General features: G+C 34.4%; 12 protein-coding genes. 4 read left to right on the forward strand and 8 right to left on the reverse strand.

Going from position 1 to position 15,464, the window contains the following annotated elements; genetic code table 11:
- Window positions 1–36: 36 nt before the first annotated feature.
- The 5 genes from ACQ654_RS22865 to ACQ654_RS22885 form a co-directional block, all read right to left on the reverse strand.
- Window positions 37–501: a MarR family winged helix-turn-helix transcriptional regulator gene (locus tag ACQ654_RS22865; protein ID WP_430412665.1), complete on the reverse strand. Its 465-nt coding sequence runs from the start codon at window positions 499–501 to the stop codon at window positions 37–39.
- Between the two features lie 200 nt (window positions 502–701).
- Entirely contained in the window at window positions 702–2,477 is a 1,776-nt protein-coding gene (locus ACQ654_RS22870) for an AMP-dependent synthetase/ligase (protein ID WP_430412666.1), read from the reverse strand.
- Window positions 2,478–2,636: 159 nt separating this feature from the next.
- Window positions 2,637–3,689 carry a S41 family peptidase gene (locus ACQ654_RS22875; protein WP_430412667.1) on the reverse strand — a complete coding sequence of 351 codons (1,053 nt, stop codon included), beginning with the start codon at window positions 3,687–3,689 and terminating at the stop codon, window positions 2,637–2,639.
- Between the two features lie 191 nt (window positions 3,690–3,880).
- Window positions 3,881–7,570, reverse strand: coding sequence for a phosphoribosylformylglycinamidine synthase (gene purL, locus ACQ654_RS22880; protein WP_430412668.1), 3,690 nt, complete (start codon window positions 7,568–7,570; stop codon window positions 3,881–3,883).
- Between the two features lie 188 nt (window positions 7,571–7,758).
- Window positions 7,759–8,301, reverse strand: a complete 543-nt coding sequence (locus tag ACQ654_RS22885; protein ID WP_430412669.1) for a DUF4287 domain-containing protein — start codon at window positions 8,299–8,301, stop codon at window positions 7,759–7,761.
- A 111-nt stretch (window positions 8,302–8,412) separates the two neighbouring features.
- Here ACQ654_RS22885 and ACQ654_RS22890 point away from each other — a divergent pair, with 111 nt between their 5' ends.
- Both ACQ654_RS22890 and ACQ654_RS22895 read left to right on the forward strand, forming a co-directional pair.
- Complete coding sequence (locus ACQ654_RS22890) at window positions 8,413–9,516, forward strand: bestrophin family protein (protein WP_430412670.1); 1,104 nt, start codon at window positions 8,413–8,415, stop codon at window positions 9,514–9,516.
- A 309-nt stretch (window positions 9,517–9,825) separates the two neighbouring features.
- Window positions 9,826–10,659: a carbonic anhydrase gene (locus tag ACQ654_RS22895; protein ID WP_430412671.1), complete on the forward strand. Its 834-nt coding sequence runs from the start codon at window positions 9,826–9,828 to the stop codon at window positions 10,657–10,659.
- Window positions 10,660–10,723: 64 nt separating this feature from the next.
- Here ACQ654_RS22895 and fumC read toward each other — a convergent pair whose 3' ends face one another.
- Window positions 10,724–12,121, reverse strand: a complete 1,398-nt coding sequence (gene fumC, locus ACQ654_RS22900; protein ID WP_430412672.1) for a class II fumarate hydratase — start codon at window positions 12,119–12,121, stop codon at window positions 10,724–10,726.
- Between the two features lie 237 nt (window positions 12,122–12,358).
- Here fumC and ACQ654_RS22905 point away from each other — a divergent pair, with 237 nt between their 5' ends.
- Both ACQ654_RS22905 and ACQ654_RS22910 read left to right on the forward strand, forming a co-directional pair.
- Complete coding sequence (locus ACQ654_RS22905) at window positions 12,359–13,696, forward strand: metallophosphoesterase (RefSeq protein ID WP_430412673.1); 1,338 nt, start codon at window positions 12,359–12,361, stop codon at window positions 13,694–13,696.
- Between the two features lie 90 nt (window positions 13,697–13,786).
- Window positions 13,787–13,951, forward strand: coding sequence for a hypothetical protein (locus tag ACQ654_RS22910; RefSeq protein WP_430412674.1), 165 nt, complete (start codon window positions 13,787–13,789; stop codon window positions 13,949–13,951).
- A 72-nt stretch (window positions 13,952–14,023) separates the two neighbouring features.
- On the opposite strand, the gene ACQ654_RS22915 is transcribed toward ACQ654_RS22910, so the two are convergent.
- Window positions 14,024–14,704, reverse strand: coding sequence for a type 1 glutamine amidotransferase domain-containing protein (locus tag ACQ654_RS22915; protein ID WP_430412675.1), 681 nt, complete (start codon window positions 14,702–14,704; stop codon window positions 14,024–14,026).
- A 163-nt stretch (window positions 14,705–14,867) separates the two neighbouring features.
- Window positions 14,868–15,461: a Crp/Fnr family transcriptional regulator gene (locus ACQ654_RS22920; protein ID WP_430412676.1), complete on the reverse strand. Its 594-nt coding sequence runs from the start codon at window positions 15,459–15,461 to the stop codon at window positions 14,868–14,870.
- Window positions 15,462–15,464: the final 3 nt, after the last annotated feature.

Genomic DNA, 15,464 nt, shown 5'->3' on the forward strand with positions numbered 1-15,464 from the left:
GAAATGAATTAAGTAGATTTTTGAATGATTTTATGGTTATTTATTATGCTCTAAAGTAACTTCCATTTCGGAGTTATAGATTTTTTTATTGCTAATAAGTTCTAGAATAACTTCTGAAACTTCATAGAAGTTTTTCAATTTTTCTTGACTTATGTTTGCTCTAATTGCGTCGTTAAATCGTAATACGGTTGTTTTTGAAACGTCTCGCATTTCTCTACCGAATTCTGTTAAACAGATAAGTACACTGCGTCCATCTTTGGGGTTCTTTTTTCTGTAGATGAGTCCTTTTTCTTCCATACCTTTTAGGGTACGTGACAGACTCGTAGCTTCCATGCCCATTTTTGGACCGAGTGTAGTGGAAGGTGTTCCATCTTGATCAATACTAAGTAATGTGAATCCTGTTGCCATTGTACTGCCGTACTTTCCAGCCTCTTCATTGTACATTTTGGAGATGGCTTGCCAAGTGGCTCTCATTACATGATCTATAGTTTTTTCTTTCATATAGTTGTTTGGTCTTCAAATATATGAAAAAATACTATGCATGCATAGTAAAATAGTAAATAATTTTATGAATTTGCTAAAAAATTAGCAAGATGAATAGGAGTAATGTAGAAAATAGACTCTTTAACAAGGATTTTATATTTTTTTAGAAACAGCAAGATATAAAAAAAACCGTTCAAAAAGATTGAACGGTTTTAGTTTTATGCACGATCGTATATGCGTTCGCAACAATCTTTATATAATTCTTTGATCACTTTTCGTTTCATTTTCATGGTTGGAGTGAGTTCGCCACCGTCAATTGACCAAACTTTCGGAATGAGTTCAAAACGTTTAATTTGTTCCCATTTACCAAAATTACTATTAGCTTCATCCACTTCTTTTTGAATACGTGCAATGATTTCTTCAGATGTACATATTTCATTTTCAGAAGTTCCAATATTTTTATTTTTCTTTTTAATCCAATCTTTGATGAATTCGAAATTTGGTTGAATTAACGCTGCAGGCATTTTTTCACCTTCACCAATGACCATAATTTGCTCAATGAATCTGGATTGTTTGAATCTATTTTCTAACAATGCAGGAATTACATATTTTCCACCAGAAGTTTTGAACATATCTTTCTTACGATCGGTAATTTTCAGAAATCCTTCATCACAAACTTCACCAATATCTCCTGTATGGAAATATCCATTAGATAGAACGCTGGCCGTTTTTTCTGGATCTTTATAATAACCTTGCATTACGTTTGGTCCTTTTACAAGAATTTCTCCATCGGTAGCAATTTTTACTTCTACATTATCAATGACACGTCCAACAGTTCCAACTCTGAATCCGCCACCGCGTACATCATTTACAGATACAACAGGTGATGTTTCAGTAAGTCCATAACCTTCCATAATTGGAATTCCTGCCGCCGCAAATACACGCGTTAATCGTGCTTGTAATGGCGCACTACCAGAAACCATTAATTTTAAGTTTCCACCTAAACCTTCTTGCCATTTGCTAAAGATGAGTTTACGTGCAATTTTTAATTGTGTTTCATACCACCAACCATTTTGACCGTATGGTTCATATTTTAATCCGAGTTCAATTGCCCAGAAAAATAATTTCTTTTTAATTCCTGTTAAGTCAGCACCTTTTGCGTAAATTTTATCATATACTTTTTCGTATAAACGCGGAACTGCCGTCATTACATGTGGCTTTACTTCTTTTAAGTTATCACTAATCTTTTCGATAGATTCAGCAAAAACAATTTCAATTCCACAGTATTGATATAGATATAAAATCATGCGTTCAAATACGTGACACACAGGAAGGAAACTCAGTGCTTTTGCTTGTCCGTTGTGTAATGGAACTCTTTTTTCGCTATCTAAAACGTTTGAAACTAGGTTGTTATGAGATAACATTACACCTTTTGGTTTTCCTGTCGTTCCAGACGTATATATTAAGGTAGCTAAATCTTCAGGAGTTACCGCATCTTTTCGTGCTTGTAATTCATTTTCATTACTTGTATCTTCTCCTAATTTTAAAATTTCAGACCAATTTGTTTCACCAGTAATTTGATCAAAAGTATAAACACCTTTTAGTTTCGTATTTCCTTTAATAGCATTTAACTTTTCAATTATTTCCACATCAGACACAAAACAATAAATTGCTTCTGAATGATTTAAAATGTATTCATAATCTTCTTTTGCTATTGTAGGATAAATAGGAACATTTTGTGCACCAGTTTGTAAAATACCGATGTCCATAATATTCCATTCCGTTCTATTTGTGGTTGATATGACTGCAATTTTATCATTGGGTTGTATGCCTAAACGCAGTAAACCTCTGCTGATGGCATTTGCTTGATCTATATATTCTTGTGTTGTTGTAGAAACCCATTGTCCGTTTTTATAGGAAGTTAACGATTTCGCTAATGGGTAATTTGCTAGTTGGTAGTAAGGAAAATCAAATAGTCGCGTTACATTAGTCATTCTCTGATTTGGTTTTTGTATGAAATTGCAAATTATGAAATTTGTCAACCATTTTCAAAAGTAATGTTAAAAAAGCATATCATTTTATGACAATTTTATAATTAGTTAGCAATTTGATAGTAATTTTGCTTTTGTAGGATGAATTTGTAGTTTGTATTATTACTCAATACGAATCCATTCAATTGCTTTGTCAATCACTTTTCCTTCGAGAAGGTTATTTAAGTCCAATTCTTCACTCACAATTATATCAGGAATGATTCCGTTGGTATGTACCGTTTTGTCTTTGCTCATATAATAACCTGTCATAGGAGCAAAAACCCATTTGTCTGATAACACAAACCATCCATTTGTGCTTGATAAACCACTTGTTTTCTCTCCAATAATTTTTATATGGTCTTGTGCTTTTAAACTAGATACCACAACTTCTCCAGAACTCGCAGTATATTTGCTCGTCAATACAGCAATTTTTCCTTTACTACTGATGTTTTCACATTGATTGTCTGCTTTGTAATTGGAATTTCCATTCTCATAGAAGTTTCCGTTTTCAAACGACCATTTTGAGTAGAAATTTTTTCCATCTTTTGTATCACCGCCTAAATTGGCATTTGGAATTAATTCAGCCAAACCAGCCATCATCGGATTCATGTTGCCACCAATATTACAACGCAAATCAATAATCCAGCCTTTCGGATTTTTCTTTTTTAATTTACAAATGGTGTTTCGGATTGTATCTCTCGCAGCATCAATTTGAGTTCCTTGCATAACGCCCGTTGCTAAAATTTCAAGGTACGCGATGTTGTGTTCTTTGAGGATTTCTCCGTGAACGGCATACGGCGAATTTATTTTAGTGGCACCAATGGTTCTGTACGTACTATCATTTGGTGGGCCTATATTTTTTGATCGATGATTGAAGGCAACTTTATAATCAAACATCAGCATTCCATGAACATCTCCAAGTGTTTTGAACATCAATTCAGCAGGCTTGCCTAGTTTGTCAATTGAATCATGATTTGTAGACATCAATTTCATTTCCTTTTCCAATTCGTCCCAGTTTACTGTTGCAGCGTAATATGAATTTTGTTTGGCAAGTGAAATAAGCGAATCTAACAAAATTGCTGTTTCTCCACTTGGAGTTGCTAGATTTTCTTGTGCAACATTTTTACAGCTTGTTAGCAATAGACAGAGACTAAAAATTATGATGAGATTCTTCATAAGGTTGGTGTTAGTATTATATGTAGTAAAAAACTATAACGCGGAATAAGATACAATATTTTAAAGTAAATAGTTTGTGAAGTATTAGACGTTAATTTATAGAATACGATCAATTTTTAACATACTAAGTCCAATACAAAAAAGACCTGCTGTTACACAAGTCTTTTTCTATATAATCTAGTTGATTTGAATTATTTATTTTTAGCCTCAATCCACAATCTAGCATTCACAAATGCTTCTAACCACGGAGAAACTTCGTCTTTTCGTCCTGCTGGATAATTTGCCCAATTCCATTGGAATGTAGAACGTTCAATATGTGGCATCGTTACCAAATGTCTTCCTGTAGCATCACACAACATTGCTGTGTTAAAGTCAGATCCATTTGGGTTTGAAGGATAGCCTTCGTAACCGTATTTGGCAACAATATTATAGTGAGATTCTTCTTGCGGAAGCTTAAATTTTCCTTCTCCATGAGAAATCCAAACACCTAACGTTGTTCCTGCTAACGTTGATAACATTACCGAATTGTTTTCTTCAATTTTGACAGAAGTAAACGCACTTTCGTGTTTTTGAGAATCGTTATATGTCATTTTTCCATGTGCATCATGTTCAGGATTAATAACTTCTAATTCCATAAACAATTGGCAACCATTACAAATTCCAACTGAAAGTGTATCTTCTCGTTTGAAGAAGTTTTTCAACGCCGTATTTGCTTTTTCATTATATAAAAACGCGCCTGCCCAACCTTTTGCCGAACCCAATACATCAGAGTTTGAAAATCCTCCAACAGCGCCAATAAACTGAATATCTTCCAAGGTTTCACGACCAGAAATCAAATCGGTCATATGTACATCTTTCACATCAAAACCAGCTAAATACATTGCATTTGCCATTTCGCGTTCAGAATTAGAACCTTTTTCACGAATAATTGCCGCTTTTGGCTTCTCGACTGCGCTCGAAGTAACATCTTTTAATTTTCCAGTAAAATGTGTTGGAAATGTATATGTTAATGGTTGATTCTTATAATTTTCATAACGATCTTTCGCTAAATCATTTGCCGTTTGTTTTTGATCGAGTAGGAAAGAGGTTTTATACCATGTATCTCTTTTCTCAGCAACATCAAACACAAACGAATCTTCGTGGTTTTTTATCGTAACTTCTGCTGTATTTGTCACGTTTCCGATGTTAAAGAATTCGATCGCATTCGCGTTAAGCGTTTCTTCTACAGAAGCTTCTGCTTGGAAAACAATTCCTGCATTTTCAGCAAATAATACTTTAATTGAATCTTCTTCTCCTAAATTTGAAATGTTTAGGTCTGCGCCTACATTGACATCGGCAAAACACATTTCGAGCAACGTTGTGATCAATCCGCCTGAAGCGACATCATGACCAGCGATAATTTTAGTTGACTTAATTAAGTTTTGAATTGTGTTGAAAACCGTTTTTACATACGAAGCATTTGTTACGTTTGGCGCTTCATTTCCAATTGTATTAAGTGTTTGATTGAATGAACTTCCACCCAATTTGAAATCATCTTGCGAAATATTGATATAGTAAATGTTTCCACCATTTAGTTGTAAAACAGGTTCTACCACTTTGCTAATTTCATTGCAATTTGCCGCCGCAGAAATCACAACCGTTCCTGGAGAAATTACTTCATCATCACCATATTTCTGTTTCATAGATAAGGAATCTTTCCCTGTTGGAACATTGATTCCTAAGTCGATAGAAAATTCTGAAATTGCTTTTACAGCTTCGTATAAACGCGCATCTTCACCTTCATTTTTACACGGCCACATCCAGTTTGCAGATAGTGAAACACTTTGTAAATTGTCTTTTAATGACGCCCAAATAATATTTGTTAATGCTTCCGTGATTGAATTACGACTTCCTGCAATCGGATCAATCAACCCAGAAATTGGCGAATGTCCAATAGACGTTGCAATTCCTTCTTTTCCGTTATAATCAAGTGCCATGACACCAACATTATTTAGCGGGATTTGCAAAGCACCAACACATTGTTGTTTGGCAACTTTTCCACCAACACAACGGTCAACTTTGTTTGTCAGCCAATCTTTACAAGCCACCGCTTCTAACTGTAAAACCTGGTTTAGATAGATGTGAATATTTTTAGTTTTGTATCTCGGATTCTTATAATTACGCTCAACAGTCACATCAGTCATGATGGTTTTCGGAGAACTTCCAAACATATCACTTAGGGCTAAATCCATTGGTTTGTCGCCTTTCGTTACCGATTCAAATGTAAAACGGTCGTCTCCCGTAACATCTCCAACCGTGTACATTGGCGAACGTTCACGCTCCGCAATTTTGTTGAGTGTTTCTAGGTGTTCTTCCGCAATCACGAGTCCCATACGTTCTTGTGATTCGTTTCCGATAATTTCTTTTGCAGACAGCGTAGGATCGCCCACAGGCAATTTGTCCAAATCAATCTTTCCACCAGTTTCTTCCACCAATTCTGACAAACAGTTTAAATGTCCACCAGCACCATGATCGTGAATTGAAACAATATAGTTTTCATCACTTTCCACCATGCCACGAATAGCGTTTGCCGCACGCTTTTGCATTTCTGGATTGGAACGTTGTACTGCATTTAATTCAATTCCTGTTGAAAAAGCACCTGTATCCGCAGACGAAACTGCCGCGCCGCCCATTCCAATTCGGTAGTTTTCACCACCAAGAATGACAACTTTATCACCAACTTTCGGTGTATCTTTTATAGCTTGTGAAGCTTTTCCGTAGCCAATTCCACCAGCTTGCATAATTACTTTGTCGTATCCTAATTTTCTAGGGTTTGCAGTACTTGAGGATGAATTTTCTTCATGTTCAAAAGTTAATACAGAACCACAAATTAGTGGTTGTCCAAATTTGTTTCCAAAATCAGAAGCTCCATTGGAAGCTTTAATTAAGATGTCCATTGGTGTTTGGTATAACCAATTTCTAGCTTCAAATTTTTCTTCCCAATATCTTTTTTCTTCCAATCGTGAATAGGAAGTCATGTATACCGCAGTTCCTGCCAATGGTAACGAACCTTGTCCGCCAGCAAGTCTGTCTCTAATTTCTCCACCAGAACCAGTTGCGGCTCCATTAAATGGTTCAACAGTTGTTGGAAAGTTATGTGTTTCGGCTTTTAGTGAGATTACAGATTCAAATTCTTGTGTTTTGTAAAAGTCTGGCTTATCAGCTGTTTTAGGTGCAAACTGTTCTACTTTTGGACCTTTTATGAACGCAACATTGTCTTTATAGGCTGAAACAATATCGTTTGGATGTTGTTTGGCGGTTTCTTTGATGAGTTTGAAAAGTGATGTTGGTTTTTCTTCACCATCAATTATAAACGTTCCGTTGAATATTTTGTGTCGACAGTGTTCTGAGTTTACTTGCGAGAATCCAAATACTTCTGAATCTGTAAGTTTTCTGCCTAATTTTTTAGATAAATTGTCTAAGTATTCAATTTCATCAGTATTTAATGCTAAACCTTCTTGATTGTTATACGCGGCAATATCATCAATTTCTAAAATTGCTTCTGGTTTGATGTCAATTGTAAACGTATCTTGATGTAAACCAGTAAATTTTTGAGAAATCATCGGATCGAACTCTGAGAAATCTTCAGCAACAGCGTTAAACTCTTCAATACGGATAATACCTTTAACGCCCATATTTTGAGTAATTTCAACAGCATTCGTACTCCAAGGCGTAATCATTGCGGCTCTTGGACCAACAAAAAAAGCATCCAAAGATGCTTGTTCTATTTTTGAGACGTTGCCAAAAAGCCAGTTCAGTTTTGCAACGTTTTCTGTTGATAATTCTTTTACTGTTTGTACAGCAAAAACTTTGCTGTGTGCGTTTCCAAAGAAATGAATCATTATGTAGTTTTTGTGTTGTTGTTTTTAAAAATGCAAATTTAATCTATTTACAGGTAATTTAACTCAAAATTGAGCGTATAATTAAGGAGTTATTCACGAGGTTTTGAACAGACTCACTTTGCTCTTGGATTTTGGTATGTTGTTATTCGTTGATTTGTTAGCAAACTAATTACCAAAACCCCAAACCATTACCCAGCCGCTTCATACGCTTCTTTGATCCAGTTTTTTATGGCTTCTGAAATATCTTCAATTGTAGTTAGGCGAATTCTGTGCGAACACATTGCGTTGAAACTTCCAGAAAGTTCTAATGCACCAGTAGCTTCTTTGCCTTTTAAATTTAATCCTAAATCAAGTCGTGTTTTGGTTGATGGCTGAATGATTGCAAATTGTTTTTTACGACGCACACTTACATAGGCTTTTTTTGGCGCAAATTCGATATCAGTACCTAAAGTTGCTATGTATGTTTTTAGAGCTTCATAAATTGGTTTTAAGTCAGACTTTTTTTCGTATTGTTGACTAACCAAATCAACTGTTTTTGTAGTATCTTTTTTAGAGATATGTACAATCGTATTGGCAAAACCATGTGTAACGTCATGCTCTTTTTTCAAGAAATTTACAGCTTCAGAATGTTTTGTAAATGTTTGTTTTTTTAGAATGATAAGCCATTGTTCAAGTGATTTTCCTGTTTTTTCGGGCATGTTGCCAATCATTGTTTCCAAAGCTTTGTCCATGATGAGAAGATTTTTATAATTAAGTATGAAAGATATAAATTCTTATCAAATTTAGAAAAAGAATAGTTTGGATCCTTTTTGTATCTTTCTAACACTAATTTAAACCAATTTATGTATACAAGACGAATATTTCCCGTTGCGGGCGTTTTAAAATGGACACGTCGCCATATTTTCTTTTTCTTTATTTTAGCGACAATTCCAGTAATTTTATTTGATGTTTTAGGAATGAAATGGTTTCGAGTACCTTGGTTGCCATTGGGCGTTTTAGGTACAGCCGTAGCTTTTATTGTCAGTTTTAAAAATAATGCTTCGTATGATCGTTTGTGGGAAGCCCGAAAAATTTGGGGTGGCATTGTAAATACATCACGGTCATGGACAATAATGGTGAAAGATTATATCACAAATGATTTTGCAGAAGTTGCTATTGCAGAAACAGAATTATATGGTATAAAACGTGAATTGGTACACAGACATGTAGCATGGTTGACGGCGTTGCGTTATCAACTACGAAAGGATAAGCCTTGGGAAATGCACATAAAAAAGAAACGATCTAATACAGAATTTCGTTCAGAACAATACAAAGTATGCGAAGATGAAGAACCAATTTCGGAAGTGATCCGATCTTATATTTCTCAAAAAGAACACGATGAAATATTCGCCAAAGGAAATCAAGCTTCACAGTTGTTAGGAATTCAATCGAAACGATTAAAAGAATTGAAAACGAAAGGTTTGATTGATGATTTTCGTCACATGGAAATGACCAATATTTTGGTAGAACTTTACACATTGCAAGGAAAAAGTGAACGAATTAAAAACTTTCCATATCCAAGACAGTTTGCCACATTGAATTATATTTTTGTGTGGATTTTCATCATTTTATTGCCTTTCGGAATTATGGATGGTTTTGAAACTATTGGCGATCATATTACAGCAGATTTGGCAACACACGATTCTACTTTTTCAACTATACATGCCATACAAGAATTTATAGCGAGCCATTTTGAATGGTTTTCTATTCCGTTTAGCGTACTGCTAGCGTGGGTTTTTCATACGATGGAAGCTATTGGAGAAAATACAGAAAATCCTTTTGAAGGCGGACCAAATGATGTGCCAATTACAGACATGAGTCGCGGTATTGAAATTGATATTAGACAATTAATCGATGATACAGATATTCCAACTCCGTACGAATGGAAAAATGATATTGTGATGTAGATTAGCTGTGTTGTGTTGTTGGTTATCAGTTGTGGATTGGTGTGAAATGTTCTTTTTGTATCATGCTATAAGCTTTAAACTGTTGATTTGTGTTGTCTTTTGGGAATTGAGAATTCAGGATTTCGTTTGAAAACTTCTTACTGCCTTCTAAATCAAGTTTGCGTTTATTCCACTTTTTTGGTCACTCATGCTAGAAAACATCACTTTTAGAAATCTTTTTCTTACAGATTTTCGTTTTTTATTTATCTTGATAGCGAATTTTTTAAACCAATGGGTTTAGAGATAGTAACTAACCAAAATAACTATAGTATGTGTCAAGAAGAAAAAAAATGTAAAGAATGTAAAGAATGTACAGGATGTCCTGAATGTAAAATTGACGATTCAGGTGTATTTCAACAAGATTGTGAAAAATGTCAAAATTGTAAAGATTGTGAAAATTGTAAAGATTGCGAAAAACAAAATAGACAAGAGAAATGTAATCAATGCAAGGGAAATATGCATGATCGTAGTGATTTTAAAGTAATTAAAACACGTTTAGAGGAAGGAAACAAGCGTTTTAGAGAAAACACACCAATACATCCAAACCAAAGTCGAAAACGCAGAGAATGTACTGCAAAAAAAGGGCAAAAACCGTTTGCTATAGTATTAAGTTGTGCTGATAGTAGAGTGCCGCCTGAATTGGTTTTTGATACAGGAATCGCTGATTTATTTGTCGTACGTGTTGCAGGAAATATAGCTAATATATCTTCCATTGCAAGTATTGAATTTGCTGTAGCTGCTTTAGGATGCCGTTATATCCTAGTTTTAGGGCATGAAGGTTGTGGCGCAGTAAAAGCAGCGATGTCAAAAGATCCTGCTCCAAGTGATAATTTGAGTCAATTGGTTGGACATATTTTACCTGCTGTTAATGCTTGTAAATGTTCATGTAAAGCTGAAAATGACGATTATTACACTATTGCAGAAGGAGAAAAAGAGCCTTTGAAAAAAGTCACTATTGAAAATGTATTTCATAGTGCAAATGAACTCACACGATGTTCCGAAATTATCAGAAATGCTGTTAATTCGGGTAATGTTAAAATTCAACCAGCATATTACAACTTAGGCAAGGGAAAAGTAGATTTTGATATAAAATCAGAATGTTAGTAAAAAATAAAAACCGCACTAAAACGATATTCAGTGCGGTTTTATATATTTTAATTTGAAACAATTATTTCATTGCTCCAACCATGTTTTCTGGTTTTACCCATTCGTCATATTCTTCTGGAGTTACGTAGCCTAAATTCACAGCTTCTTCACGTAACGTTGTTCCGTTTTGGTGCGCAGTATTTGCAATTTCAGCCGCTTTGTAATACCCAATTTTGGTGTTTAACGCAGTAACTAACATTAACGAGTTGTTTACCAATTCCGTAATTCTTGAATGATTTGGCTCAATTCCCGCTACACAGTTTTCATCAAAACTTACACATGCATCACCAATTAATTGTGCCGATTGTAATACGTTGGCAATCATCATTGGTTTAAAAACATTGAGTTCGTAATGTCCTTGCGTTCCACCAACAGTTACCGCAACATCGTTCCCCATAACTTGTGCACAAACCATTGTAATGGCTTCACATTGTGTTGGATTTACTTTTCCTGGCATGATAGAACTTCCAGGTTCATTAGCTGGTATGATTAATTCTCCAATTCCAGAACGTGGTCCAGAAGCCATTAAACGAATATCATTCGCTATTTTATTGATAGAAACGGCTAATTGCTTCAATGCGCCGTGTGTTTCCACCATGGCGTCATGTGCCGCTAATGCTTCAAACTTGTTTTCGGCAGTAATAAAAGGCAATTCAGTAAAACGTGCGATAAACTCAGAAACACGCTTTGCATATCCTTTTGGTGTGTTTAATCCTGTTCCAACAGCAGTTCCACCAAGTGCGATTTCGCTTAAATGTGGCAAGGTGTTTTCTAAAGCTTTTAAACCATGATTTAATTGTGAAACATACCCAGAAAATTCTTGTCCTAAAGTCAAAGGAGTCGCATCCATTAAGTGTGTTCTACCAATTTTTACAACATTTTTAAACTCTTCTGATTTCTTCTTTAATGTATCGCGCAATTGTGAAACACTTGGAATTGTATTTTCAACAATCTTTTTGTAAGCCGCAATATGCATTCCTGTTGGAAATGTATCGTTTGACGATTGAGATTTGTTTACATCATCATTTGGTTGAATGGTTTTTTCGCCTTCGCCAATCTTTTTTCCAGCAAGCTGCTGTGCTCTGTTTGCAATAACTTCATTCACATTCATATTTGATTGCGTTCCAGAACCTGTTTGCCAAATTACTAATGGAAACTGATCGTCATGCTTTCCTGCTAAGATTTCTTCACAAACTGTTGCAATTAAATCTCTTTTTTCAATCGGTAATACACCTAACTCACAGTTTGTAAAAGCCGCAGCTTTTTTCAAATAAGCAAATCCGTACACTACTTCTAATGGCATACTTGCAGGTGCGCCAATTTTAAAATTATTTCTTGAACGTTCCGTTTGTGCTCCCCAAAGTTTGTCTGAAGGAACTTTAACTTCGCCCATTGTATCTTTTTCAATTCTATATTCCATGGTATTGATGGTTTTTCAAGGTGCAAAATTAAATATTTTACATGGAGTAACGTAGTTTTTTAGACTTTTTTATGATTAATTATACACATAAAATCATCATTCTTGCTTACAAGATAGTTGTTGTTTATGTATCAGACACACAATTTGTTGCATACAAATCACGTGAAAATACTTGTATCAGATTGTTAGTGTTTTTAGTATCTTGTACGCTAACACATAACCAATACATAACGAATAATGAAGACAACTTTTTTATATGCGATGCTTTTTAGCTTACTATTTTTAGGGTGTAAAGGCAAACCTGAATCGCAACCTAAACCAACAACAACTCCGAAAGCTGACTCGCAAATAGAAATAGCAGCAACAACGACTGCTAAGTTTTTATCCTTGTCAGATGTGCATGTTGATGTAGATTTGAAGCAAACCACTTTCGGTTCAAGTAGTATAAGTGTAACAAGTGATGTTTTGTGGGGAAAAACAAAAACAAAAATTGAAAGTGTAGTAAAAGCCGAACAACCAGAATTTATGATCTATTTAGGCGATTTACCTGGCTATGATGATAATGAAAGAAAAGAAAACACACATGCAATGCTTGAAAACTTGCGAAGCTTGCAAATAGGAATTCCTATTTTATATTTACCTGGAAATAATGATTCGTTGGAAGGTGATTATCATTCTTTTACAAATGCTAATGGAAATACTGTATTGACTAAAGATGCAGATCCAAGCAATCCGTGGCCAATACTCAATACTAGTTCAACAATTACACGATCAACGAATTTAGACTTTAATAAAGAGTTTGGATATTATGCTGTAGACTTAATTACTAATGGAAAAAAATTAAAAGTAATAGCTTTAAACACCGTACTATTTTCAAATAGTGGTAGTCATCCATATACGGGTGATGATGGCGTTTCGCAACAAAAAGCAACACAAGATCAAATGCATTGGTTTGAAACTACACTGAAAAGCATGGACACTACGGATCGTGTTATGATTGTGATGCATATTCCTATCGGAATTGATGGTTATGGTGGGAAATCAATGTGGAAACAATCGCTTACATTTACAGATTTATCAGGAACTTCACATGCTTTGCAAAATGGATTTATAGATATTTTAGATCGTTATAAAACAAATATTACGGGACTATTAAACGGACATACACATACAGATGGATTGCGTCGTATTTACAAATCGCACACATCAGACGATAAGAATGATATGATTTCATATTCTATTTCAACACCTGGAATTGCTGTAAATCACGGAAACAATCCAGCTTTTAAGATTTTTACCTATGATACTTCTAATTTTGATCTATTAGATTTTAAAACGTATTATGCAGTTCCAACAAATACTGCTAAGAATGGAGATTTTCAATATAATGGTAGTCAGGTGTATACGTTTAAAAATGTCTATAAAGTTTCAAATGCAACAGAAACAATTTTTACTACGTTGTCAAATGATTCACAAACAGAAGTAGCAAACTATGTCAATGAAACATTAGGGACAAAAAGTAACCAAGGAGTAAAACTGAATTATGACAAAGCTGTAGATGTTCACAAAAATTAATTTTGATTGTTAATAATTCTGAACGATTCTATATGAATATTGAATTTAAACTAATATCTTTGTGGCTGAATTCGATAAATTCCGGAAAATATGTTTGAATTTCAACAATATTTAGGCTTTTTAGCTTTCCTTACAATCTTAACCATTGGGTTTTGGTTGATGATACTTTTACTAACGTTTATAGTACCTTATTGGGTAACTGGAGCGTTAAGAGAGCGTTTTGACGAATGGAGAGCATCAAAAAAAGAATCCTAAATACGAAAAGGACAAAGACAAAAAGGGAACTCATATGAGTTCCCTTTTTTTGTGCTGTGTGCGTATTATTTTCTATTTTAACCTTTCCAATAATAATTCGGCTACTTTCTCTGATGATGCTGGATTTTGTCCAGTAATTAACAAACCATCTGCTACAGCATATGGACTCCAATCATCTTTTTTTGAATACATTCCGCCATTTTCTTTCAACATATCTTCTACTAAAAAAGGGACAACATCTGTTAATTGCACAGCTTCTTCTTCAGTATTTGTAAAACCTGTTACTTTTTTTCCACTAACCAAAGGCGTTCCATCTGTGTTTTTTACATTCTTAAACACTCCAGGCGCATGACAAACAGCGGCTACAGGTTTGTTATTGTGGTAAAAAGATTCAATTAATTTAATAGAATTAGGATCTTCAGCCAAATCCCATAACGGACCATGTCCACCAGGATAAAAAACGGCATCATAATCAGCTTCATTAATAGTCGCTAATTTTAACGAATTGGCTAAAATTTCCTGTGTTTCTTTGTCGTCATAAAAACGTTTGGTGGCTGGTGTTTGAGAATCTTCACTTTCACTTTTAGGATCAATTGGTGGTTGTCCACCTTTTGGAGAAGCAATTGTAATGGCTATATCATGATCTTTAAGCGCATAATACGGAGCTGCAAATTCTTCAATCCAGAATCCTGTTTTTTCACCAGTTTTTCCAAGTTCATCATGACTCGTTAATACGAATAATACTTTTTTCATTGTTTTATTTTTTGTTTCGTTACTTTTAGACGACTCTTTGCTTTTCATAGTACAGGCAGTCACTAAAACAATAACCGCTAATACACTCATAATATATTTCATAAGAAAAATCGTTTTATACGACAAAATTACGGTATATGGAGAAGAAAAAAATTGATGTATGTTAAGAACCGCTTTTTGCGATTTCTTTTCGAATACGACTAAGGCTTTCTGTCGTAATTCCGAGATAAGATGCTATATGATAGTTTTTTACATATTGCTCAATATTTGGATACTCTTGTGTAAAGTTGAGGTATCTTTCTTTTGCAGATTGTGATAAATTGGCGAGAATTCGTTTTTGGAAACTAGCAAATGAGCGTTCTAGCTTTTTACGGATATAACTTTCTGTTTTAGGAATCTTAGCATAAATTTCTTCCATGTCATCTTTTGAAATTTTATACAAAGTTGCTTCTTGAATACATTCAATATTTAAGACTGCTTTTGATTCAGAAAAATAACCAATATAATCACTAATCCACCAGTTTTTAATTGCAAATTGAATGGTATGTTCTTTTCCTGATTTTGAAATAAGAAAAGTTCTTAGACAACCATCAAACACAAAATATTGATGTTTTATAAATTTGCCCGATTTCAAAATTATAGTGCCTTTTTCAAACTGAACGCGTTCATACTTACTTTCAATAAACAAAATTTCCCTTTTTGTAAATGAGAGTTCTTTTGAATAAATTTCGTAAACAATTGAGTTGGTTTCCTGCATGAA

This window comes from Kordia sp., assembly GCF_965283645.1.
Classification (GTDB): Bacteria; Bacteroidota; Bacteroidia; order Flavobacteriales; family Flavobacteriaceae; genus Kordia.